At 39.5% G+C, this 23461-nt stretch carries 22 protein-coding genes and 1 tRNA gene; 16 read left to right on the top strand and 7 right to left on the bottom strand.

The features are described 5' to 3' along the window. Positions 1–146: 146 nt before the first annotated feature. From apt to CXF74_RS18085, 4 genes are all read left to right on the top strand, one after another. Entirely contained in the window at positions 147–692 is a 546-nt protein-coding gene (gene apt, locus CXF74_RS18100) for an adenine phosphoribosyltransferase (RefSeq protein WP_101083930.1), read from the top strand. A gap of 5 nt (positions 693–697) precedes the next feature. Further along, positions 698–3142, top strand: coding sequence for a DNA polymerase III subunit gamma/tau (dnaX, locus tag CXF74_RS18095; RefSeq protein WP_101083929.1), 2445 nt, complete (start codon positions 698–700; stop codon positions 3140–3142). Positions 3143–3230: 88 nt separating this feature from the next. Continuing rightward, positions 3231–3563 carry a YbaB/EbfC family nucleoid-associated protein gene (locus CXF74_RS18090; RefSeq protein WP_101083928.1) on the top strand — a complete coding sequence of 111 codons (333 nt, stop codon included), beginning with the start codon at positions 3231–3233 and terminating at the stop codon, positions 3561–3563. A 381-nt stretch (positions 3564–3944) separates the two neighbouring features. Then, positions 3945–4856 (top strand): M14 family metallopeptidase, encoded by a 912-nt coding sequence (locus CXF74_RS18085; RefSeq protein ID WP_101083927.1) that lies wholly within the window; start codon positions 3945–3947, stop codon positions 4854–4856. A 101-nt stretch (positions 4857–4957) separates the two neighbouring features. On the opposite strand, the gene CXF74_RS18080 is transcribed toward CXF74_RS18085, so the two are convergent. From CXF74_RS18080 to CXF74_RS18065, 4 genes are all read right to left on the bottom strand, one after another. Then, positions 4958–5686 carry a hypothetical protein gene (locus tag CXF74_RS18080; RefSeq protein WP_232772573.1) on the bottom strand — a complete coding sequence of 243 codons (729 nt, stop codon included), beginning with the start codon at positions 5684–5686 and terminating at the stop codon, positions 4958–4960. A gap of 256 nt (positions 5687–5942) precedes the next feature. After that, the gene (locus CXF74_RS18075; RefSeq protein ID WP_101083926.1) at positions 5943–6296 is read right to left on the bottom strand and encodes a DUF3622 domain-containing protein; all 354 of its coding nucleotides are present in this window, start codon (positions 6294–6296) and stop codon (positions 5943–5945) included. A 78-nt stretch (positions 6297–6374) separates the two neighbouring features. Then, positions 6375–6689, bottom strand: coding sequence for a VF530 family DNA-binding protein (locus CXF74_RS18070; protein WP_101083925.1), 315 nt, complete (start codon positions 6687–6689; stop codon positions 6375–6377). A gap of 644 nt (positions 6690–7333) precedes the next feature. Continuing rightward, a complete protein-coding gene (locus tag CXF74_RS18065) occupies positions 7334–9088 on the bottom strand; it encodes a choice-of-anchor I family protein (protein WP_101083924.1) in 1755 nt (584 codons plus the stop codon). Between the two features lie 271 nt (positions 9089–9359). Between CXF74_RS18065 and CXF74_RS18060 the strand changes: the two genes are divergently transcribed. From CXF74_RS18060 to CXF74_RS18035, 6 genes are all read left to right on the top strand, one after another. Beyond that, positions 9360–9445, top strand: a tRNA-Leu gene (locus CXF74_RS18060). 423 nt (positions 9446–9868) lie between these two features. Then, a complete protein-coding gene (locus tag CXF74_RS18055; protein ID WP_101083923.1) occupies positions 9869–10156 on the top strand; it encodes a hypothetical protein in 288 nt (95 codons plus the stop codon). A gap of 134 nt (positions 10157–10290) precedes the next feature. After that, positions 10291–11205 (top strand): 23S rRNA pseudouridine(2604) synthase RluF, encoded by a 915-nt coding sequence (rluF, locus tag CXF74_RS18050; RefSeq protein WP_101083922.1) that lies wholly within the window; start codon positions 10291–10293, stop codon positions 11203–11205. Then, entirely contained in the window at positions 11206–12192 is a 987-nt protein-coding gene (gene thiL / locus CXF74_RS18045) for a thiamine-phosphate kinase (protein WP_101083921.1), read from the top strand. Between the two features lie 114 nt (positions 12193–12306). Next, a complete protein-coding gene (locus CXF74_RS18040) occupies positions 12307–12789 on the top strand; it encodes a phosphatidylglycerophosphatase A family protein (protein ID WP_101083920.1) in 483 nt (160 codons plus the stop codon). A gap of 4 nt (positions 12790–12793) precedes the next feature. Then, positions 12794–14296 (top strand): ABC transporter substrate-binding protein, encoded by a 1503-nt coding sequence (locus tag CXF74_RS18035; RefSeq protein ID WP_157822446.1) that lies wholly within the window; start codon positions 12794–12796, stop codon positions 14294–14296. Between the two features lie 16 nt (positions 14297–14312). Here the strand turns inward: CXF74_RS18035 and dxs are convergent, their stop codons facing one another. From dxs to xseB, 3 genes are read right to left on the bottom strand one after another with little or no spacing between them, the layout of a single operon-like run. Further along, positions 14313–16175 carry a 1-deoxy-D-xylulose-5-phosphate synthase gene (gene dxs, locus CXF74_RS18030; protein ID WP_101083918.1) on the bottom strand — a complete coding sequence of 621 codons (1863 nt, stop codon included), beginning with the start codon at positions 16173–16175 and terminating at the stop codon, positions 14313–14315. Positions 16176–16212: 37 nt separating this feature from the next. Further along, positions 16213–17103, bottom strand: coding sequence for a (2E,6E)-farnesyl diphosphate synthase (ispA, locus tag CXF74_RS18025; protein WP_101083917.1), 891 nt, complete (start codon positions 17101–17103; stop codon positions 16213–16215). A gap of 5 nt (positions 17104–17108) precedes the next feature. Continuing rightward, complete coding sequence (gene xseB, locus CXF74_RS18020; protein WP_101083916.1) at positions 17109–17345, bottom strand: exodeoxyribonuclease VII small subunit; 237 nt, start codon at positions 17343–17345, stop codon at positions 17109–17111. 195 nt (positions 17346–17540) lie between these two features. Between xseB and pomA the strand changes: the two genes are divergently transcribed. From pomA to CXF74_RS22940, 6 genes are all read left to right on the top strand, one after another. After that, the gene (gene pomA / locus CXF74_RS18015) at positions 17541–18314 is read left to right on the top strand and encodes a flagellar motor protein PomA (protein ID WP_101083915.1); all 774 of its coding nucleotides are present in this window, start codon (positions 17541–17543) and stop codon (positions 18312–18314) included. After that, a complete protein-coding gene (locus CXF74_RS18010) occupies positions 18314–19285 on the top strand; it encodes a flagellar motor protein MotB (RefSeq protein ID WP_101083914.1) in 972 nt (323 codons plus the stop codon). Before pomA ends, CXF74_RS18010 begins: the two co-directional genes overlap by 1 nt. A gap of 72 nt (positions 19286–19357) precedes the next feature. Further along, the gene (locus CXF74_RS18005) at positions 19358–20086 is read left to right on the top strand and encodes a copper homeostasis protein CutC (protein ID WP_101083913.1); all 729 of its coding nucleotides are present in this window, start codon (positions 19358–19360) and stop codon (positions 20084–20086) included. 65 nt (positions 20087–20151) lie between these two features. Continuing rightward, complete coding sequence (locus CXF74_RS18000) at positions 20152–21003, top strand: PA4780 family RIO1-like protein kinase (protein ID WP_101083912.1); 852 nt, start codon at positions 20152–20154, stop codon at positions 21001–21003. Between the two features lie 199 nt (positions 21004–21202). After that, a complete protein-coding gene (locus tag CXF74_RS22945; protein WP_332870282.1) occupies positions 21203–22504 on the top strand; it encodes a transporter substrate-binding domain-containing protein in 1302 nt (433 codons plus the stop codon). Between the two features lie 33 nt (positions 22505–22537). Next, positions 22538–23203: a transglycosylase SLT domain-containing protein gene (locus CXF74_RS22940; protein WP_269800782.1), complete on the top strand. Its 666-nt coding sequence runs from the start codon at positions 22538–22540 to the stop codon at positions 23201–23203. Positions 23204–23461: the final 258 nt, after the last annotated feature.

Genomic DNA, 23461 nt, shown 5'->3' with positions numbered 1-23461 from the left:
ACTTTTAATAAAGTGACTAGGCTGAAAGCTTGCGCTTATCTTTAGCACATTAAACAGATAATATCGGTAATAGTTGATGCAAATCCTTGCAGATCATTCACCGACTATTTATTCTAGGGGCATAATAATCAATTTGAGTAAAAGTAATGAATTCTAACGCGCAACAATTAATCAAAAACAGTATTAAGAGCATTCCTGATTACCCAGTCGCGGGTATTATGTTTCGTGATGTCACCAGTTTGATTGAAAATGGTGAAGCGTTTGCCGCTACCATTGCACAATTTGTAGCACGCTATAAAGACGTAAAAATCGATAAAGTTGTGGGCACTGAAGCGCGTGGTTTTATTTTTGGTGCGCCATTAGCTGCAGCCATTGGCGCAGGTTTTGTACCAGTACGTAAACCAGGAAAACTGCCAAGAGAAACAATCCAAGAAAACTACACGCTTGAATACGGCACAGACATACTGCAAATTCACATCGATGCAATCAGTGAAGGCGAAAACGTGCTGTTAATGGATGACTTGTTAGCAACCGGTGGCACTGCAGAAGCGTCAGTTAAACTGATACAGCGTTTAGGTGGCATTGTGATTGAATCTGCATTTGTTATCGAACTACCAGCATTAAATGGCGCAGAAAAGTTGAAAAAACTAGGCGTGCCACTGTTTTCTTTAATTAGCTTTGAAGGCGAGTAATTTTAGTGAGTTATCAAGTTTTAGCCCGAAAATGGCGTCCGCATAATTTCTCGCAAGTTGTTGGACAGCAACATGTTTTAACCGCACTCAGTAATGGTTTAACCCAAAATAGAGTGCATCATGCTTATCTGTTTAGCGGTACGCGTGGTGTTGGTAAAACAACTATTGCGCGTATTTTGGCAAAAAGCTTAAATTGTGAGCAAGGTGTGACCGCCACTCCTTGTGGTAAATGTGAAAATTGTGTCGCTATTGATCAAGGGCGTTTTGTTGATTTATTAGAAATAGATGCAGCATCGCGTACTAAAGTTGACGATACGCGTGAACTGCTTGATAACGTGCAATATAAACCTGCAGTAGGGCGCTACAAAGTGTACCTTATTGATGAAGTGCACATGTTATCCAAGCATAGTTTTAACGCACTATTAAAAACGCTTGAAGAGCCTCCTGAATATGTGAAGTTTTTATTAGCTACGACTGATCCTCAAAAATTACCTATTACCGTATTATCGCGTTGTTTACAGTTTCACTTAAAAGCGATTTTACCCGATCAAATAGAAGCACAGTTAGCACATATCCTCAAACATGAAGACGCAACTTTCGAGTATACTGCGCTGAATGTTATCGCTAAAGCTGCCGATGGTAGTATGCGCGATGCGTTAAGCTTAACTGACCAAGCACTGGCTTTTGGTGCGGGTAATATAGAATACCAATCGGTATTAAAAATGTTAGGCACGCTTGATAATAGCCACCTGCATTATTTATTACACTTTATAGCATCAGGTAATGTCGCTAAAGTATTTCAGAAAATAGAAGAGTTTGTTGTACTGGGTGCTGATTTTGCAAAACTGCACCAAGAGTTGGCTGGCTTATGTCATCAAATCGCATTGCAACAATTACAACGCCCACAAGCGAACAGTGAAAAATCAGCGATTCAATTATTAAGCGAACGCTTGAGTCCTGAAGAAGTGCAGTTGTATTACCAAATAGCACTTGAGGGATATAAAGATTACCGCTTTGCACCTAATGGTAAAGTCGCGTTAGAAATGACCGTCATGCGTTTATTAGCTTTTAAGCCTGCTAACTATATTGAACTTGATGAAAAAGCATTAGTTAATAACACATTAGTTAATACCACAGTGCAAAGCGAGGGGAATATTGATTTGCCTTCTTTTAACCCGGCCCCAGAGTCCATTCAACCAGCTGCACTTATTGAAACGACACCAGTAGTTGAACAAGTCTCTGTTATTGGCAACGACTCATCGCCAAGTTTACCGGAAACACGACTCCCTGAGCCTGCACCGGTGACCGTCGTCGAAACGTTAACTGCACAAGAAATGCCAGTACCAACACCGGTCATTGAAACGTCGCCAGTGCAAGACGTATCAAGCCAACCAATGCCGAATCAACAAGCACCAAGTCAGCAAGCTGTTATTGAAACGCCACCCGTACAGGAAGCACCTGCTAACAGTCCTGCTGTCGAAGTGGCTGCGCCGATTACTGAAGCAGTGCCAGTACCAGTAAAATCAGAACCTGTTTTAGAATCAAGCAACTCACGTAATATGTTACGTAGTCATCGTTTAAAGCGAAACGAAACAAAAAAGTCACAGGCGACAACTGATCATGTAATCAGTACACCTGTTGTCGCAGCGTTACCGAAGGTTGATAACATCATTCCCGATGTTGCCGCTAAAAAAACTGATTTACCCATTACACCTGTTATACAAACTGACAATGTAACCTCTGCGCCAAACAGGCAAAATTTTTCACCTGAGTTGCCGCCTATAGAGCAATATCAAGAGAGCGAGCAAGCTGATAATCGTTTTGATAGTCAGTTTGATAGCCCTTATGATCAGTTTGAGAATAATAGTTACGACCCTTATAGTCCGCCTGAAGAGATGCAATCGGTTAATACCCAAGTGGCAGCGTTACCTTCTGTTAGTAATAATGTACAGGCGCCTGTTATTGATAATAGTGCGCTTAATACTGGTATTGTTACTAAACATGCGAGTTTTAGTGATCAACACTTTGAAGCGGTAGAGATAGACAAAGCTAAATATGTTGAAGATAAATTAACGGATTCATGGTCACTTGCGATTCAGACAATGCAGGTACGTGGTTTAGTTAAATTACTCGCCAAAAATAGTGTGATGAAAAAAGTGGACGATCAAATCGTATTAACACTCAAAGCCGAACATCAACACCTATTAAATAACAGCGGGTTATGTGAAGAACTACAAATGCAGTTAAAAAGCTTTTATGGTGCTCAATATAATATGTATATTGAAGTGGGTAACGTAGAAGGGCAGTTAACCGCCTTTGAATCTGAGATGGCGCTCTACGAACAATATTTAAACAATGCAAAACACGCTATCGTTGACGATGAAAATATTAAAGCATTAGTCGCTAACTGTGGTGCAAAAGTCTATGAAAATAGCGTGATACCGTTATAATCGAATGACACATTTAAAGGTATTCTTTAACGTAAACCTTTAAAGAATACCTTGCAGAATAAATTGAAGAAAAATAAGAGAGAAAAATATGTTTAGTGGAAAAGGCGGAATGGGCGATTTAATGAAAAAAGCCCAAGAAATGCAAGCTAATATGCAAAAAGCACAGTCTGAAATCGCTAATATAGAAGTGATTGGCGAATCAGGTGCTGGTCTAGTAAAAATAACCTTATTAGGCAACCACAACGTACGTAAAGTTGAGATTGATCCTGAGCTTATGGCTGACGACAAAGAAATGCTTGAAGACTTAATCGCTGCAGCTATGAACGATGCCGTTCGCCGCGTAGAAGAAGTCAACAAATCTAAAATGAGCGGACTGACTGGCGGTATGGATTTACCCCCTGGTTTCAAAATGCCGTTCTAGGCGTTTATTTGCTTCAAAATTAATAGCTTGGCTTTTATTGGTTCCTTGATGGGGCATATAGGGGCCAAGCTTTTTTTGTATCTGTACATTACTATCACTGCACACTTACCTATTATCTAAGTCTTTCTTGGTTTCTGATCTTTATTACCTATTCTTGTTGATTAACCCCCTGTGCGACTCTCCTAAGCGTCCTTACTGACAAACTCTGTTTCATCGATATCGTGTGTTTATAGACTTCCTTTAAAATTTTATTATTGGTGTCAGTTCACTGGTTCCGATGCTTTCTTTAACGTAAAGTTCTTAAATAATATAAAGTGTTGTTATAGCCCTTTTACAGGGCTAATTTTCCATAGTTGAATTGAATTTTTTAAGGGGGTGTATATGAATGAAGAACAGAATTACTCGGTTGGCACTCCCGGTGTAAAGTGGAACAGTGCAGATAAAGCACAATGGCGAGCACAACAACAGTTTAAACGCAGTTATAAAGAATGCGTATTGGCTGAGCTTGAAGAGATCGGGGATGACTTTGAATTGGTCCAGTATGGCGCGTTGTCTTATGCACCTGATGATTATCCGTTATTTGTTATTAAATCTAAGCACTGGAAAAGCGATCGTAAAAACGTATTAGTGACCGGTGGTGTGCATGGTTATGAAACCAGCGGCGTCCATGGCGCACTTCGCTTTGCAACCACCGTTGCAAAAAGCTATCTGAACCAGTTTAATTTTATAATCGTGCCCTGTGTGAGCCCTTGGGGATATGAAACGATAAACCGTTGGAATCCGAACGCGGTTGATCCTAATCGTTCCTTTTATAGTGAGAGTCCGGCTGAAGAAGCTGCTCTGTTAATGGCCTATATTCGCTCGCTTGATACTGAGTTTATTACCCATATAGATCTACATGAAACGACGGACACGGATAATAGCGAATTTAGACCGGCGTTAATGGCGCGTGATGCCATTGCACAAAAACACTGGGATATTCCCGATGGTTTTTATTTGGTTGGTGATAGTACTAAACCGGTAGATGCTTTTCAAAAAGCGATTATAAAGTACGTTGAAAGCGTAACGCATATTGCACCCGCAGATGAAAACCAGCGATTAATTGGCACGCCATTAGCACAATTCGGCGTGATAAATTATGCCGCTCGTGAGTTAGGTTTGTGCATGGGCTTAACGGATGCGCCTTATGTTACAACAACAGAAGTTTACCCAGATAGCCCACTGGTTGATGATGAAAACTGTATTAACGCTCAAGTTGCTGTAATTTTCGCTGCACTTGATTATTTAAAGTAATCATCTGGACCTGATAAAGTATATTGAGGTAACAGGGGGATAAAAGGATCCATTTTTCACTTTATTCGTAACCTGAGATGAGAGATGAGAGATGCGCGGGCTTAAATGTTATCAAAGAGGACCTCGAGGCGTAGGGTGATTTTAGCTTCGGAGTCACGTACTGAGGTTGCTTCTTTATACCAGTTTATTTCCGGTCTTATTTCATAATAAAACCATTTTCTGAAAATGTTCTGTCGGTAAGCAATGGATAAATGGTAGTTACTAATGTAGTGATGTGGTTTCTCTTGCGACGTAAGGCTGCTTTGATAATTAAGGGCCTGCGTTGCAGAGATGTATTGGTAAAGTGTTAACCCTGTGCCTAACTCCAATAAATCGTCTGTTTCTATTTTTGCAACATTCGCCCAACGTAATAAAAAGGCTTCATTTATCGCGTAATCTAAATCGATGAGTGATGCACTGCCCGTGGTCTTTTTTCGTTGGTATATTTTCTGTGTAAAGCGGGAGACTAAATAGGTAGAAAGAGGATAAGTATAACGATAACGTGCTTCAATACTTGGTTTTATGGTCACTTTTACACTGAAGCTTTGATGCTCTTTGACCACCCAATCATAATTTAGACCAAGTGAACTTTGTGGCTCGGTTGTATCGTTTGGGAATAAATTAATAATAGAGTCTTCGGCATCGGGTTCAAAAACGACTTTTAACTTTTTGGTCATTTTTGGTAAATGGACTCGCATTCTTACTTTTGTGCTGTAGCGAATATTTCCACCTTCATCCCATGAAATATCATTATACCAACGCACCATTGTGCCGGCATATGCATCATTCACTATGCGTTCATCAACGAAAAAATCATCGAACCACAGCGCGGGTTGGCAAAAAGTTTGATTTATATAATGATAGGTTTTATCAATAATCGTAGTGGATTCATCGTGGCTGTAACATGCCTCTTTATGTTTGGCAGATAATAAGGGAGTTTGAAAGAGTAGAAAGATAAACAGGGAAAGGGGGGGGTAATAAATACGCAGGTGTTTATAAACCACTCTCAATGGCTGAGCTTCAGCCAAGTGAGAGTAATTAAAAAGATTACTCTTCGTCTTGTTCGAAGCGTTCTTCGTCTTCTTCGTCCAAGGCTTCAAAATAAGCTTGTTGTTTTTCTTCATATAATATTGCCGCCGTTTCTTTATCTGCGATTGCTTTTGCAGCTAGATCGTTACGGACTACACGTTTTTCTGATTTGCGTTTGTTGCCCGCTTGAAGATTTTCAAGACATTCAGCAAGTTTTGCTGTTGCCCATTCTGTCGCTAGTGCTTCAGTTTCAAAACCTTTCTTTTGTTTAGAAACGCTCGTTTTACGTGCGCTAACTCGACGTGTAATTTCCGCATTCCATTGTTCGCCATCTTGCTTAATAGAAAAGTCGAATTTTTTTTCTTGTGCCATTTTTGTTTTATCCTAATAAATATTCTTTACTGAAATTCAGTTCACTTTAATTTTAACATGAAATCAGTTTATTTGTTTTTAAATTGTTGGCCAATTAAAGCCATTGTCTTTTTTCGCTGCGGGCGCGCCACTCGTCTTTTTTTGTTCGATAAAATTACGGATCAACGCAGTTGTCGCTGGATTATCTTTACAAAACGTTTTTAAGTATAAAATTTCTACTTTTTTACGTGCCCACGGTGTTTTTCGTAAAAAGGTTAAACTAGATTTTAAACGTGGATTATTAATAAAACAGTTAATGTTAAGTAACTCTCCCATTGCTTTCCAGCCCATCTTTTTTTCTAGTTTAACTAAAATTTCTTCCAACTTTACACCGTGAAGTGGGTCTTGATTCATGTTGCTACCTAAATTGATTTTGAAGCCAACCTATAGTGTATCAAAAAAATAAGACATTCATTGTTTTAGTTATTGCTAAAATTCATATTTTGGGCGTTTTACGCTAATTAATGTTTTATTTAGCGTAAAAGAACCCTGTAAGGTAGGGAGATAAAACGGCATTAAGTCTCTGTTCTGATTTTGGGTTCTGTTGCTAACGCCACAAATCCTGCAGGACTGAAGTCTGAGAGATCCCCACAGAATTTTACCACTAAACGATACTTAAACTCACTGTTTACGGGGGCGCGACTTTAGTCGGGCTGTTTTTATATTTCAAAATCAACCCCGCGGGACTAAAGTCCCGTCCCCAATGATGTTCTTTATCTTATTGAAAGTTAATTTTTGTTCAATATTATTGAACTGATTAATTTGTACAATACAAAATTCAGGGATTGTGCTTATTGGTAAAACTACCAATAATTGCAATGCGTTACGTTTTATTTCTAAGGGGATTCTTCAGACTGAAGTCCCACTTCCCAATAGGCGTGGTAAAGTCTCTTGGAAGTGAGCTTTTAAGCTTGCATCTATAGCTAGCTCACAAACCCTGAAGGACTGAAGTTCCACTTCCAAAATCACTGTTCTATTACAAAGAGGTTAATAAGAACTTATTTTATTTCAATGCTATAAAAGCTGGTGGTGCCACTTACTTCATTACCAACAATCAAAATGGGTGTTTTTGTTGGGCTGTCTTTGGCTGCTACAAATTTAAACCCTTCTGGTCCTAAATCACCTGCATCAATTTGATATTCTTTAATACCATCGCCGTTAGTATCTTTATTATCTTTAGGATTAACACTTAAGTCGCGGTTATTAAGGTACTGTACAAAGGTTGCGTTGCTTGGAGCACTGATGTTGTACACCATAATGCCTCCCATACGTTCAAGGCCGATAAAGGCATAGGTTTGTCCATTGATAACACCGGTTGTGATGGCTTCCGGTTCAGGGCCTTTGTTATCACTACGATCTTCGTTTTTTAGTTTGTTGTGGCTCTGATTGAATTTCTTCCCATATTTTTCAGCAGTAATGCGCTCAAAGTCGCTGCCTGAATCAAAGACGAGTGTTTCACTTTGCATATCCCAAATAGAGAAAGAGCGACCACCAAAGGTCATCAGGCGGTCTATTTTTCCGTCACCATCAATATCACCAAATTGCTGAGTAATTGAATGTGAGAACTTAACCTGTCGCACTGCATCTTGGTATTTTCCTCCTTTGTTAAAGTGGCTTAAATCAAGTGCATTTTTTTGCGGGTTATAAACACTGCGATCAAAGGCATCTTTCAATTTGATATCGTCGCTACAGGCTTTGTCTTCTAAGTTGTAATAAAAGTTAGCAGATTCACACTCTGTTTGTGCAACATCAATTAACCAATCACTTCGGTCGTCACCCTCATTCGCTGTGATTAAATAGTCGTTATTATTAATACTTACCGTGGCAATAGAGTCAGGCTGGTATAAGCCATACCCAGGCTCATTTTTGATGTTTACTTTGTTGTCTTTGTTATTGCCATCAAATTCGTTACCTTTAAGAGTATGGTCTTTAAAGCCCAAGGCGATGATTTTTTGGATTGATTTTGTCTGTAAATCAATCACTGCAATGGCATTATTTTCTTGCAGGGCAACATAGGCTTTGTTGCTGTTGTTATTAATGGCGATGTATTCTGGCTCTAAGTCTTGCGCTACCGAGGCGTTATAGCCGTTTAAGACTAATTGTTTTGGCAATTCATGATGACGTTTTCCACCGATATTAAAATCGCTAAAGGTCAAACGGGTTACCACTGTACTCAGCTTTTCTTGCTGCCAATCTATATCGATGATCGCCACTTCACCTTCAGGATCAACGGCGTAATTATTGCTACTTGGTTCTGCTTCAATAGCGACAACTAATTGTTGACCATTTTCAGTGAAGGTCAGCATGTCAGGTAGTGCGCCTACGTAAACTGCACTAATAAAGGTTAAGTCTTGGCTATTATAAAATGCGACCCAACCTGCATCGGTTTTGGTTTTTGCTTCAATCGCCACGGCCAATAATCCATTATTTACATCAACACTATTTGCAGCGCCGGCTTCAACGTTTAGGTATTTGAGTAAATCGGCTTTAATATTTAATGTGCTGTTTAATACCGGGTTATTGATATCTGCGCTATTGATGACATCAATCTTGCCTGATTGTGCATTAACCACAAATGTTTGTTGGCTGATTTTATCAAAAGTCACTATTTCAGCTGCACTTTGGTCAAAGACATTACTGTGGTAACGCCCTTGGGGTTTGAGCTCTATTGACGTTTGAAGTGTTGTGCTTGTTGTTGAGCATGCGCTGAGTGCGCTCGAAAGAATAAGGGTTGTTAAAAAGTTGTGTTTCATTTTTAGCCTATAGGGTTGTTTTAATTAGAGATAACAACTTTTTACACAATTAAGATGACACTAATATGTCGATATTGTGACAGTAAGGTGACAACATTATAGTTCTGCTTATAAAGTCGGTCGCTAATAATGGGATGATGCTAAGACTGTTTGTTTAATTAATCAGCAGTTAAACGTTTTTGTCAAAAAAAGAGCGTTAAGCGCTTGTAGTTGAAGAAAAATTGTATAGAATACTCATCACTTACTAAGCACTTAGCGAAGTTAAGTAACTGCCCGGATGGTGGAATCGGTAGACACCCAAGATTTAAAATCTTGTGCATTCTGTGCGTGCGAGTTCAAGTCTCGCTCCGGGCACCATATTTAAATAAAAAGCCTCGTAGATATACGGGGCTTTTTATTGTCTAAAATTCAGCTTCACTATCAACATACAAACCTCCCTAATAACATCGTTCTGCCCTACAACCTCACGGCTAGCGCATTTTAATCCCTTGCTACGTAAGGTTTTCAGCAGATATTATTAGTTTAATAATGAGAATGACTAAAAATGTCTCAATATAGCTACTAATCCAGATTAATTAGCTCACTTTGATAGTTATTGCATTGTGTCGCAATGTTTTTAAAACCTGTTTTTGAACAGTTTTTTTTCAAAAACAGGTTGTTTTTTGTAATGCACTTGCCGTGCCTACAACCTCTCTTTATCACTTAAATTTATTGCTAATCAATATTATGCGGCTTGCATTCTGGTATGCTTTTTTTAGATTTTAAATTTAAGGTAAACAGATGACTGAATATATTATGCTTGCGATCATTATGGTCTTTATGTATTTCGTATTAATCCGCAATAAATCGACGCCAAAAACCGATTGGGAAAGCTTACCTAGCTTGACTGAATATCAAAAAACAAAAAAAAGTAGTAGTGAACAGGGTAAGTTATGTTGCCAACATTGTGGACACCATGAAACCATTGAACGCTCGTTAAATTCAGAAAAAGAAAATCCAACAAAAAATAAATTTTATCATGCTTGTACTTGTTGCAAAGTGGTTTTATGGCGCAGCCAACGCCAGTAAAAGCGTTCATTGACCAGAACTTAGCTTATATAAGTTAAGCGAACTAACTTGTGCTATAAATTAGTCAAAAAAAGAGGGCGCTGAGTAGGGAGTTAAGTATAATGCGCTGTGTGTAAAGCTAATAGGATACCAGTGTGGATACAAGTAACGAAAAACGACTTAATAAGTTTATCAGTGATTCAGGTTTTTGCTCTCGACGTCATGCAGACAAGTTGATCGAGCAAAGTCGCGTAAAAATTAATGGTGTAGTACCAGAGCTCGGCACAAAAGTGCAACCGGGTGACGCAGTGGTTGTTGATGGCCAGCGTATCAATGCCGTTGAACAAAATAAGTCAGACCGTGTTTATATCGCTTATAACAAACCGATCGGTATAACCTGTACAACAGAGCTTGATGTACGTGGCAATATTATCGATGCGATTCGTCATAAAAAACGCATTTTCCCTATTGGACGATTAGACAAACCTTCAGAAGGTTTAATCTTTTTAACCAGTGATGGCGATATTGTAAATAAAATCCTGCGTGCTGAAAATGCCCACGATAAAGAATACCTCGTGACCGTTGATAAACCGCTGAGTGAGCGTTTTGTTGAACGTATGGAACGTGGTGTGCCGATACTAGATACCATTACAAAGCCGTGTACTGTAAAAGTACAAAGTCGTTTTGTATTTTCAATTGTTTTAACGCAAGGCCTTAACCGCCAGATTCGCCGTATGTGTGAGTTTTTAGGTTATGAAGTGACTGAGTTACAACGAACTCGTATCATGAAAGTGACATTAGCTAATTTGAAACCGGGTCAATGGCGTAATTTAACGGCGCAAGAAATGCAAGATATCAATCAAGCGGTATCAAGCTCTTCAAAAACAGCCGTCGAAACAGCGCAACCGAATGCCAACTCTGCACCGAAAAAGAGTGCACCTAAACACCCGAAACAAAGCCCTTATGGTGACTCGCCGGGTCAAGGGAAAAGAATCTTCGTTAATAAAAATGCATCATCGACTGAAAAACCAAAAAACGGAAAGCGCACCTTAACGCTTAAACGTAAATAAATGAGTCTCGGTGAGTTCGATTTAATTAAGCGTTATTTTAAACAAGCAGCTTTAAAAAACACCCATGCCGATGTTGTCATCGGTATTGGTGATGACTGCGCCATTTTAGATGTCCCTGAAGGTTATCAATTAGCGGTAACCACGGATAGCTTAGTGGCGGGTGTGCATTTTTTTGAAGATGTTTGTGCTTATCGTCTTGGTTATAAATCGCTTGCGGTCAACCTCAGTGATCTTGCTGCGATGGGAGCCCTGCCTAAATGGGTGTCTCTGGCGATCACCTTACCCAGTGTTGATGAAAAATGGTTAAGTGAATTTTCACGTGGCTTTTTTGAATTAGCCAATAAACACAATATCAGCTTAATTGGTGGTGATACGACCAAAGGTCCGCTTTCTATTACCGTGTCTGCAAAAGGTATTGTGCCTCGTCAGAAAGCATTATTACGCAGTGGCGCCAATGTTGGCGATCTTATCTGTGTGTCTAGTGTACTTGGTAATGGTGCGCTTGGGCTTGCGAGTAAATTAGATCAGATGCAACTAAAAGAGCCTGATAGCTTTGTTGACGCATTAGAGTTAACTGAACCACGTAATGAATTAGGTGTTTTATTAACGCATTACGCTTCAAGTTGTATCGATATTTCCGATGGTTTGTTACAAGATCTAGGACATATTGTTGAAGCTTCACAATGCTGTGCAACGGTGAAATTAGAAACGTTACCGTTATCGATTGCCATGCAAAAAGAGATTGAACATCAAACGCTGAGCCTGGACCAAGCATTACATTATGCCTTAACCGGTGGCGACGATTACGAACTGCTATTTACCATCAACGAACAACACTATAAGCAATTGATCTTACAAACGTTGCCCGTTGCGATTACGGTGATCGGCGAAGTTGTAGAGCAACAAAGTCAAAAAATTCAATTAACAAATAATGATGAAAGCGTATCAAGCCAATTGTCTGGCTGGGATCATTTTAAGCAAAATTAAACGTAACTATTCCGTACCTCACAAAGTTTGAGGTGTTTTTATACACTGCAGACAGTAGTTACAATTAAACAATCATTAAACAAGTATTAAACAACAATATCAGGTGAGAATTAAATGAAACGAGAAGATTTAAAAGGTTTAAAATTGACTAACCCGTTGCATTTGGCTGCTGTCGGTTTTGGTAGTGGTCTACCTAATAAAGCGCCGGGCACATTTGGTACTTTAGCGGCTGTGCCACTGTATTATTTATTATCTTTTTTATCGCTTGAAACTTATATCATCATGTTAATTATCACTAGCCTATTGGGTTTTTGGTTTTGTCATGTGGCGAGCCGAGATATGGGCGTGCATGATCATAAAGCGATTGTTTGGGATGAATTTGTCGGATATTGGATCACTATGGTGGCAGTGCCGTTTAGCTGGCAGTGGGCGATTGTTGGTTTCATTCTATTTCGTTTTTTCGATATTTTAAAACCTTGGCCAATTAGTTGGTTAGATGAAAAAGTAGAAGGCGGTTTTGGTATCATGATTGACGATATCGTTGCGGGTATTTTTGCTGCTATCGTCTTACAAGTCTTAATTCATTTTTATGGTTGATAAAATGGCCTTTCTTTATCGTCAACTAAAGATTATAACGTTACTCTTTTCAGCGTTGGTTGCAAACGTCAATGCGTCGATTATTGATCTAGAAAGAAGTAATCAAAAAGTCGTGCAAATCGCCGTTAAAGAGACGCCTTATTCATTATCGCCTTACGCATCTCGCGGATTAGACGCTCAATACAGTCATCTATTTTTTGATCCTCTGGTGCGTTGGGGGCAGGGCGGCGAATTAGAATATCGTCTTCTGGCAAAACTGAAGACACTTAAAAACAATAAAATCCGTTTTCATCTCAAAAAAAAGATTTACTTTCATTCCGGTAATTTACTGACCAGTAAAGACGTTATATGGTCATTGAATGAAGCGAGGAAAAATAAATGCCTACAACGTAAACTGCAACATATCGTTAATGTTAAACGTATTAATGACTACCAATTTGATGTTCAAACAGAGTTAACACAAACGCAATTACTCGATTACTTGAGTCATATCTTTATTCTTGATAGTGCCTATTACAAAAAGAATAAAATTGATCATCATAGCGCGCAAACCGCATTATTACCGCCGATAAAAACCTTGCCACTTTCTGGGACTGGCCCTTATCGTGTGACCTCTTTTTATGCCGATGTTAATCTACGTGTTGAAGCGAATGTGAGTTATTGGCAAAATCAGCCTCTGTTTAAATCGTTAAATTTTGTAAAAATAAAATCGATTGATTCGCGGTTATACGCATTATTAGCGGATGATATTGACATCAGTGAAGCGATTTCCAATAAAAACATCAACTCAGTCTATCTATTAGACGATAAACAAATTTATCAAACGACCTCTTTGAATGCCTTGTTTCTGATGATTAACGAGACTAAAAATGATTTATTTGAAAGAAGAACCGCGCGTAATGCGATTCATTTAGCCATCAACCAAGCGGGTATGTTGAAGCATATTCTTAACGGGACGGGGACTTTTTCGAGTAAATTGAATGTCGTTGCGTCAGACATGTATGAACCTGTTTATGATGCAACACGCGCTAAATATCTTCTCAAAAAAATGAATGCACCTAAGCGTTTGTCTTTATTAGTGATGACAGACAAGAATGATCATAGCCAAGAGGTGGTGCTAGCATTAAAAAACATGCTCGACAAAGTGGGGGTTAAATTAGATGTCACTGAAGTTGACAGCATTGAACAGTGGAACAAAGTTCAATTTAACTATGATTTGATGCTCGCAAATTGGAGTTCACCGTTAATTGCCACGGATAATGTTTATCAGGATATTTTTTCTAATAGCTTATTGTCGGGTTACCTTGAATTACTTTTCGAGCAACAGAAGAAACCATTAACCATGGCTGAAAAAATAGTTTTGTTCGATCAATATCAAACGTCAGATAGGATTGTGCCACTGTTCTCACATAATAAAATATGGGCAACGGATAAACAATTTGATTTACAAAGTGTGTTCTCCGTTACTGCAACACCTTATTGGCATCTATTAAATCTTAGCCACTAAGGTGCTTACTTAGACGTTACTGGTTAAAGTAAGCGTTGATTTGTGCTTCTATACCGCTCTCGTCTAGCTGCAGCATTTGGTATATCTCTTGCTGACTGCCTTGTTCTACAAAGGTATCTGGTAAACCCAAGTTCAACGTACTGCGATTGAGTTTTTGCGCCATAAAGAACTCATTGACCGCAGAGCCTGCACCGCCCGCAATACTATTCTCTTCAATAGTCACAAACTGCTTATGTGTTTTAGCGAGTTCAATTAACAAGGCTTTGTCTAATGGTTTAACAAAACGCATATCAACTAAAGTGGCATTCAATCTTTCAGCAACAGGAATGGCTTGTTGTAACAGTGTTCCAAAACACAAAATAGCCATGTTTTCACCACTGCGTACTATTTTTGCTTTACCTATCTCTAGGCTTTTCATGTTTTTATCAATAGTTATGCCCGTGCCAGTACCACGCGGATAACGTACAGCGGCTGGTGTGTCTAACATATGACCGGTATACAGCATATCGCGACATTCTTGTTCATCAGAGGGTGTCATTACTGTCATATTAGGGACGCAACGTAAGAAGCTTAAATCGTAAGCGCCTTGATGAGTCGGACCATCAGCGCCAACAATACCTGCTCTGTCGATAGCAAATAATACGCCTTGATTTTGAATGGCAACATCATGAATGACTTGGTCATAAGCACGTTGTAAAAAGCTCGAATAAATCGCTACGATAGGATTTAAACCTGAAATCGACATACCCGCAGCTAGTGTGACGGCGTGTTGTTCTGCAATTGCCACATCGTAATATTTATCAGGGTGACGTTTAGAAAACTCAACCATACCCGAACCTTCACGCATCGCAGGGGTAATAGCGGTTAACTTGTCATCTTTATCTGCCATGTCATTAAGCCAATCACCAAATACTTGTGAGAAGGTTTGTGTGCTCGGTGGTGCTTTAGGTAAGTCTTGGTCAGGTGTGAATTTTGGCACTGCGTGGTAACGAATAGGGTCAAGCTCAGCTTGTTTATATCCTTTACCTTTCTTAGTCATAATGTGTAAAAACTGAGGGCCAGAATGACTACGCATATTACGTAACGTATCCACTAAATCGATGACGTTATGTCCATCCATTGGGCCAATATAATTAAAACCAAACTCTTCAAAGATGGTCGCTGGTGAAACCATGCCTTTAAGGTGTTCTTCGGTACGTTTTGCGAATTCTTTAATTGGGGGAATATTGGATAATACTTTTTTGCTGCCTTCACGTAATTGCGTGTAAAGGTCGCCAGACAAGATTTTTGCAAGGTGATTATTAAGCGCACCTACATTTTCAGAAATTGACATCTCATTGTCATTAAGTACCACTAACATATCGTTATGGATTGCACCTGCATGATTCATTGCTTCAAAGGCCATGCCTGCAGTAATTGCTCCATCACCAATAACAGCCACTACTTTACGGCCTTTTTGCTCTTTTTCTGCTGCAATCGCCATGCCTAGCGCGGCACCAATTGAAGTCGATGAATGACCCACACTTAATACGTCATATTCACTTTCTTCGCGCCATGGGAAAGGATGAAGTCCTTTAAAGGTGCGAATGGTGTGCATTTTGTCGCGACGACCGGTCAGTATTTTATGCGGGTACGCTTGGTGACCAACATCAAATACCAGATGATCAAAAGGCGTGTGGTAAACATAATGTAGGGCAACGGTAAGCTCAACCACGCCTAAACCAGAAGCAAGATGACCACTGGTTTGACTCACACTAGTGAGTAAAAATTGGCGTAATTCGTCACAAAATTCAGGTAACTGTTCCTTTTTTAATAAACGCAGATCTTCAGGATAATTGATACTGGTAAGTAATGGATAATTTTTAAGATCTAAAGGCATAAGTTTAAGTCGCGTTTATCAAGGAAAAGGGAGAAGCTTATCTATCTCGTTTTATTATATATAAGGCAAACGATTCAAGTAACTGGGTATTATAAGGCAATTGTGACAAAGCATGAAGCGCTTCTTGATAAAGAGAGTGCGCTTTTGCGATCGCTTGCTCTAAACCGAGTAATGCAGGGTAGGTCGATTTGTGATGTGCAATATCAGAACCCTGTGGTTTACCCAGTGTTTCAGTATCACTGATGATATCTAAAATATCGTCTTGTACTTGAAATGCGAGGCCAATAGCCGCTGAGAAATGTTGTAATTGTTGTAAATGTTCAGGTGCGATTGTTTCATCACTTAATGCGCCTAGTGTAACGGCTGCTTTAATTAAGGCACCTGTTTTAGCCGCATGTATTTTTTCTAGGCTAGGTAAATCAACTTGTTTGTTTTCAGCTTCCAAATCAAGAGATTGTCCGCCACACATACCCGCTTCACCAGAGGCTTTAGCAAGCACACTGACCATTTTTAATTGTGTTTTAGGGGATAAGTGACTAATTGGATTAGAAATAATATCAAAAGCTAACGTTTGCAGTGCGTCTCCGGCTAAAATAGCAGTCGCTTCATCAAACTGGATATGACAGGTTTTTTGACCACGACGTAACGCATCGTCGTCCATTGCCGGTAAATCATCGTGAATCAATGAATATGCGTGAACACATTCAATGGCACAGGCAAGTGGGTCAAGTTTTTCAAGTGATGAGCCAAGCATTTCACCAACCGCATAAACAAGAAAAGGGCGCACACGTTTGCCGCCAAGCAATGCGCCATAGGCCATTGCTTCATTTAATTTTACAGAGGTTGGGGCTGTTACTTTAATATGCTGACTAAGTTGTTCATTAACGCGTTGCTGGTAATGCGTTATTTTTTCTAAAAGTTGTGTCATAAAAATTACGTTTCACTAAATTCTTGAACAGAAGATTGAGTATCATTTTTCATCAAAATAGACACTTGTTGTTGTGCCTTTTGAAGTTTTTGGCTGTTACTACGGGCGAGTGAAATACCACGCTCAAATTGCTTTAATGCATCTTCTAAAGGTAATTCACCTGCTTCAAGGTGACTCACAATTTGTTCTAGTTCAACAATCGCTTCTTCATACTGCATATTTTCAGGTTTTTTTAAGGCCATTTTTTTTATTCTCTAATATTTTTTCCAAGACTACCCTGCACACATCATAAGTCAAACAACAGAGGATAAATTATTTATAAACAGTGATGTTGTTAGCCATTATATCGGTTAAAATTAATGTTTCACTGCAAACTGTCGATATAAAGCTATAATCACAGCTGTGAGTTTAACTTGTTTTAATTAAAGGAATATTTTGTGGATTTAGCAACGATAATCGGAATTGTAGGCGCATTTGGTTTTGTTATTATGGCAATGCTATTAGGCGGCACTATCGATATGTTTATGGATTTGGTCTCGGTACTAATTGTATTTGGCGGAACAGCATTTGTAGTAATGATGAAGTACAACATGGGACAATTTGTTGGAGCAATAAAAATTGCCATGAAAGCCTTCATGTTTAAAAGTGATTCACCAGAAGAGTTAATCAATAAATCAGTTGAAATGGCAGATGCAGCACGTAAAGGCGGATTCCTCGCGTTAGAAGAAGCTGAAATAACCAATCCTTTTATGCAAAAAGGCGTGGATATGCTCGTAGATGGTCATGATGCTGACGTCGTACGCGCGACGCTTGAAAATGATATTCGCTTAACGGCGGGACGTCATGAAGTGGGGGCGGATATATTTAAACAGATTGGTGATGTTGCTCCAGCTATGGGCATGATTGGTACATTGGTCGGGCTAGTGGCGATGTTATCAAACATGGATGACCCTAAATCAATTGGTCCAGCAATGGCCGTTGCACTACTAACGACACTTTACGGTGCTATTATTGCGAATATGATGGCGCTGCCTGTCTCCGATAAACTAAAGTTGCGCGCACAGGAAGAAAAGTTAAACCGTAGTCTGATATTAGATGCCGTATTAGGTATTCAAGATGGTCAAAATCCACGTGTTATCGAAGGGGTATTACGAAATTATCTACCTGAATCAAAACGCACGGCGATTGGTGGCGAAGGTGGTGAAGAGTAATGGCTGAAGAAGAATGCAAATGTCCCCCAGAGGGACTGCCAGCATGGATGGGTACCTTTGCAGATTTGATGTCACTGCTAATGTGCTTTTTCGTATTATTATTATCATTTTCAGAAATGGATGTTTTAAAGTTTAAACAGATTGCGGGCTCGATGAGAAACGCCTTTGGTGTGCAATCGATGCTTGAAGTAAAAGACATTCCTAAAGGTACGTCGGTAATAGCACAGGAGTTTACGCCCGGTAAACCCGACCCGACCCCTATAGAAGTTGTTATGCAACAGACCATTGAGGTCACAAAAGCCAAGCTTGATTTTCAAGATGGCGACTCAAGTCGTGTGGGTGGGCAAGAAAACGTCAAAGAGCGTAAAGTCGCTTCTCCGCAAGAATCTGAAGCTGAAAGTGCCTCTGAAGCACCAACGCAGGAAAAACAAAGTGAATCAGAGGAATCACAACTAGAAGACTTTAACCCCGCACCAGGCGTTTCTGCGCAACATGGCTTAGCTAAAAAAGTGGCCAAAGAATTACGTGAAGAGATAGAAGACGGAGCCATTGAAATTGAAGCGCTAGGGCAGCAACTTATTATTCGTGTCCGTGAGAAAGGTGCATTTCCATCAGGGTCCGCTTTTTTACAACCAAGATTTAGACCAGTGATTCGCAAAGTAGCCACCATTCTAGTTGATGTACCGGGTGTGATTACTATTTCAGGGCACACCGACAACGAGCAGATACAATCTGAGTTATATCGTTCAAACTGGGATTTGTCTGCACAACGTGCCGTCTCTGTTGCCCATGAAATGCTTAATGTGCGTGGAATAAGAAACAAGAAATTAGTCGTGGTGGGTTATGCCAACAGTAAGCCATTAGAAGACAGTAACAGTAAACCCGACAAGCGTCGCAATCGTCGTGTAGAAATTATGATCATGCAGGGGGAAGCAGCTGAAAGCGAAGAGATTGGAGTCTCTGAAAAATAATAAGTGTAAGGATACTCACTAAAATTATCTAATGCTTAGGTGGTTTTTATGTTTTATAAGATGAGTAAATAAATGATAAACGTTGAAGTATGTATTGATAATATTGAGTCTCTTTTTACAGCGCAAAATGCAGGTGCAAACCGCATTGAACTATGTAGCTCACTTGCCCTTGGTGGTCTGACACCAAGTGTCGGTTTAATCACACAAGTGATGAAATACACAAAAATTCCGGTTTATACAATGATCCGCCCGCGTGATGGTGATTTTTTATACTCAAGTGACGAGATAGAAATGATGCTCGCTGAGATACACGCAGTTCAAAAGTTAGGTGTACAAGGTGTTGTGTTTGGTTTACTTAATGAACAAGCACAGATTGAAAGTGATGCTTTACAAACATTAATGAACGCGAGTAAAGGGCTTGGTGTGACGTTTCATCGTGCTATTGATTGTTGCGTAGACGCTGAGCTGGCCATTGATACTATTTTAAGCGCAGGTTGTGAACGTGTACTAACATCTGGTTTGATGAGCACCGCAGAATTAGGCGCTGACTATATTAAAGCGATGGTTGAGCAGAGCAGTGGACGTTTATCGATTATGGCTGGCGCGGGTATCAGTGCCAATAATGTGGCTGGTATTGTAAGAATGAGTGGCGTACAAGAAGTACATCTGTCTGGAAAAGTAAGCCGCAGTAGTCAAATGAAAATAATAGAAAACTGTGGTTATCTACCTGAATTTATGAAAATTAATGTGACTGGTGGTGACAAAATAGAGGCTGTTAAACAGGCCCTACAAGATTTTTAATGGCTTAATAGGTCACTAAAAAGTATAATCTGCCAAGAATGGGCTTCCGCAACAAAAAAGAGAATATGAAAATACCTAAAAGAATACAACCCCTCGTTAACGATGGTTTAGTTGATAAAGTACTGCGTCAGTTAATGAGCGGAAAAGAAGCAACCGTTTTTGTTGTGCAATGTGGCGAAGAAATTCGTTGTGCAAAAGTATATAAAGAAGCGAGTAAGCGTAGTTTTAAACAAGCTGTTTTGTACAATGAAGGCAGAAAAGTACGTAATGGACGTCGCGCCCGCGCAATGGAAAAAGGATCCAAGTTTGGCCGCAAGCAACAAGAAGAAGTCTGGCAAAATGCGGAAGTGGAAGCATTATATAAACTAGCCGATGCAGGCGTTCGAGTGCCTCAACCTTATGGCTGTTTTGAAGGTGTATTGTTGATGGAACTGATCACGGACGAAACCGGTTTTGCTGCCCCTCGTTTGAATGATGTTTCCATGTCTGAAGAACAAGCCGTTGAAGACCACCTTGATATTGTGCAACATATTGTGCGCATGTTAAGTGTCGGTATTGTGCACGGCGACCTTTCTGAATTTAATGTGTTAGTGGATGAATGGGGCCCGGTCATTATTGATTTACCTCAGGCGGTTGATGCATCTGCAAACAATAATGCTAAAAGTATGTTGTTAAGAGATGTTAATAACATGCGCTCATATTTTGCTCAATTTGCGCCAGAAATTGAAAACACAGAATATGGTAAAGAAATTTGGGCACTTTATGAGTCAGGAGAATTAACCGCAGATAGTGTATTAACCGGTTTATTTGATGAAGATACAACCAGTGCTGATGTTGGCAATATCTTAGATGAGATTGATGCTGCGCGTACTGAACATGAAGAGAACCAGGAACGTATTGTTGCGTTTGAGATTTAACACTTTAGTGCTGACTGTCAGTTGTGCACCGTGACATTAAATATGTAAAAAACATGCAATAAAGGAATTATATGCAGCCATTGATTAAAAGAAATCGTTTTAAATTGGTGGCCTTAATTGTCGCTAGTATTGGGGGAATCATCGCTTATACGGCTTTTTCCCCACTACGACGAGCACAACTAAGAGTTAATCGCTCAACCTGTCTAATAATAAGCATGCAGATTCCAGCGTAACAGATGAAAAAAAACAAGGCAGTCTGCGTGTATTAACCTGGTCTGGTGCACAAACCTATCTACCTCGCTCTGGCCATCCTCAAGATTTAGAAGTTATCTATCTTAAAGAGTTTGCCGAACTACATAATTTAGTCTTTGAAAATATTAAAGTAGATAAATTTTCCGATCTCATTACAAAATTATTAGCAGGGGAAGGAGATGTTATTTCTGCTAATTTAACGGTAACGGCAAAGCGTAAAAAACAAGTTATCTTCAGTGATCTCTTCATTCAAACCAATGAATACTTATTAATGGGAAAAAACAGTAAAGCGCTTAAAAATGGTAAAGCACTCAATGGAAGAGAAATCGTTTTACAGAAGGGAAAAAGCTATGAAATTAGTACGCTAGGGTTACAAAAAGTATTTCCTAAACTAAAACTGCGTTATATCGATAACAACATCAGTAATGAACAAATCTACGACGGTTTAGCCAGTGGTGAATATGACCTGACTATTCAAGATGATAACCTTGTTCAATCTGCATTAGGTTACCGAGATGATTTAAAGCGCAGTTTACAAGCCAGTGTTAAACACGATATTGCATGGGCCGTTGCGCCGACCAATAAGGCATTATTAAAACAACTTAATATTTACCTCAAAGCACAAACATTAACGGTGAAAGGGCAAAGCTTAATTAAGAGCCAATGGCAACAAATTGAGCAAAACAAAACCGTTCGTTTCGTATTACGTAATAACCTTTCTTCTTATTATATTTGGCGTGGTGAGTTACTCGGTTTCCATTATGAGTTAGCGAAGCGTTTTGCTAAAGAGCATAAACTGCGTTACGAAATTATTGTTGCGCCGGATAATGTCTCTTTGATTGATTATATTATCGAAGACAAAGCCGATATCGCACTAGGGTTCTTAACACCGACGGATCAACGTAAAGCCAAAGGCATTAGTTTTTCACGACCTTATCATTACGCCTCAGAGTTATTGATTTCACATCAAAGTTTTCCTGAAATAGCCAATGCAACTGAAATAGGTGACGGGGAGTTACACGTGCGTGCCTCTAGTTCATATTGGCAAACCGCGTTAATGTTACAAAAAGAAGCCACTCAGCTTCAGTTAATCGCAGTTCCTGAGGAACAGGAAACAGAATCTATTATTGGTTATGTTGCTGAAAAGAAGTACCAATTTACTATTGCGGATAGCCATATTGTCGATATTGAAACGACCTTCAGAGATGACATTCAATCGTTAATGTCTTTGGGTGAGCCTAAAGCGTAAAGTTGGGCGGTAAAATCAGGTAACAATGAATTATTGGCCAATGCTGATACCTTTATTAAAAAGCATTATAAAGGGCTTTTTTATAATGTTATTTACAACAAATACTTTAAAAACCAAAGACGTTTAACCAAGCATTACAACGGCTTCGATGATTTGAAGAACTCTGGCGTACTATCACCGTACGACGATATCGTTAAAATACATGCTAAACAGTATGATTTTGATTGGCGTTTATTGGTGGCTCAAATGCACCAAGAAAGTCGTTTTGATCCTAACGCAACCTCAATGGTAGGCGCCAAAGGGTTGTTTCAGGTGATGCCTCGTACGGCAAAAGAGATAGGCATCAAAAATGTCCATATTCCTGAGCAAGGCATTAAAGCAAGCGTGCGTTATATGAATTGGGTACGTGATCGCATGATTAAAAATGACGTGCAAAAGGATGAGTTAATCTGGTTTACATTGGCTTCATACAACGCCGGTGCAGGCCATGTACGTGATGCAATGCGTTTAGCGAAACTTAAAGGCTGGCGCAATGATATCTGGTTTGGTAACGTTGAAAAAGCAATGCTACTTTTATCGCAACCTAAATATGCAGCTAAAGCCCGATACGGGTATGTACGCGGCCAAGAGCCAGTGACCTATATTCGCGAAATCAGACGTCGTTTTGAAACATACCAAAATATATTTAAAAGCGAATAAAGAAAGGAAGCTGTCAGTCATTAGTTATCAGCTGACAGCTTAAAACTACGTCACCACCAAACCACACTTCATTACACAAAGCATACGAAGAAATCACCGTTTAACCTTTCTTTTCTTCGTGCCTATTTCGTTCTATAACCCTCTTACCTTAGAGGGAAGCCTTCAAGCTTGCATCAGTTGATCTCTCCATAAACCCAGCAGGACTGAAGTCCTACATCCGAATAACACGCCACATTCCTGGGGGTATAACGCTGAGCC

Source organism: Psychromonas sp. Urea-02u-13 (assembly GCF_002835995.1).
Taxonomy (GTDB): Bacteria; Pseudomonadota; Gammaproteobacteria; order Enterobacterales; family Psychromonadaceae; genus Psychromonas.
This window is presented reverse-complemented; position numbering and strand designations above follow the sequence as displayed.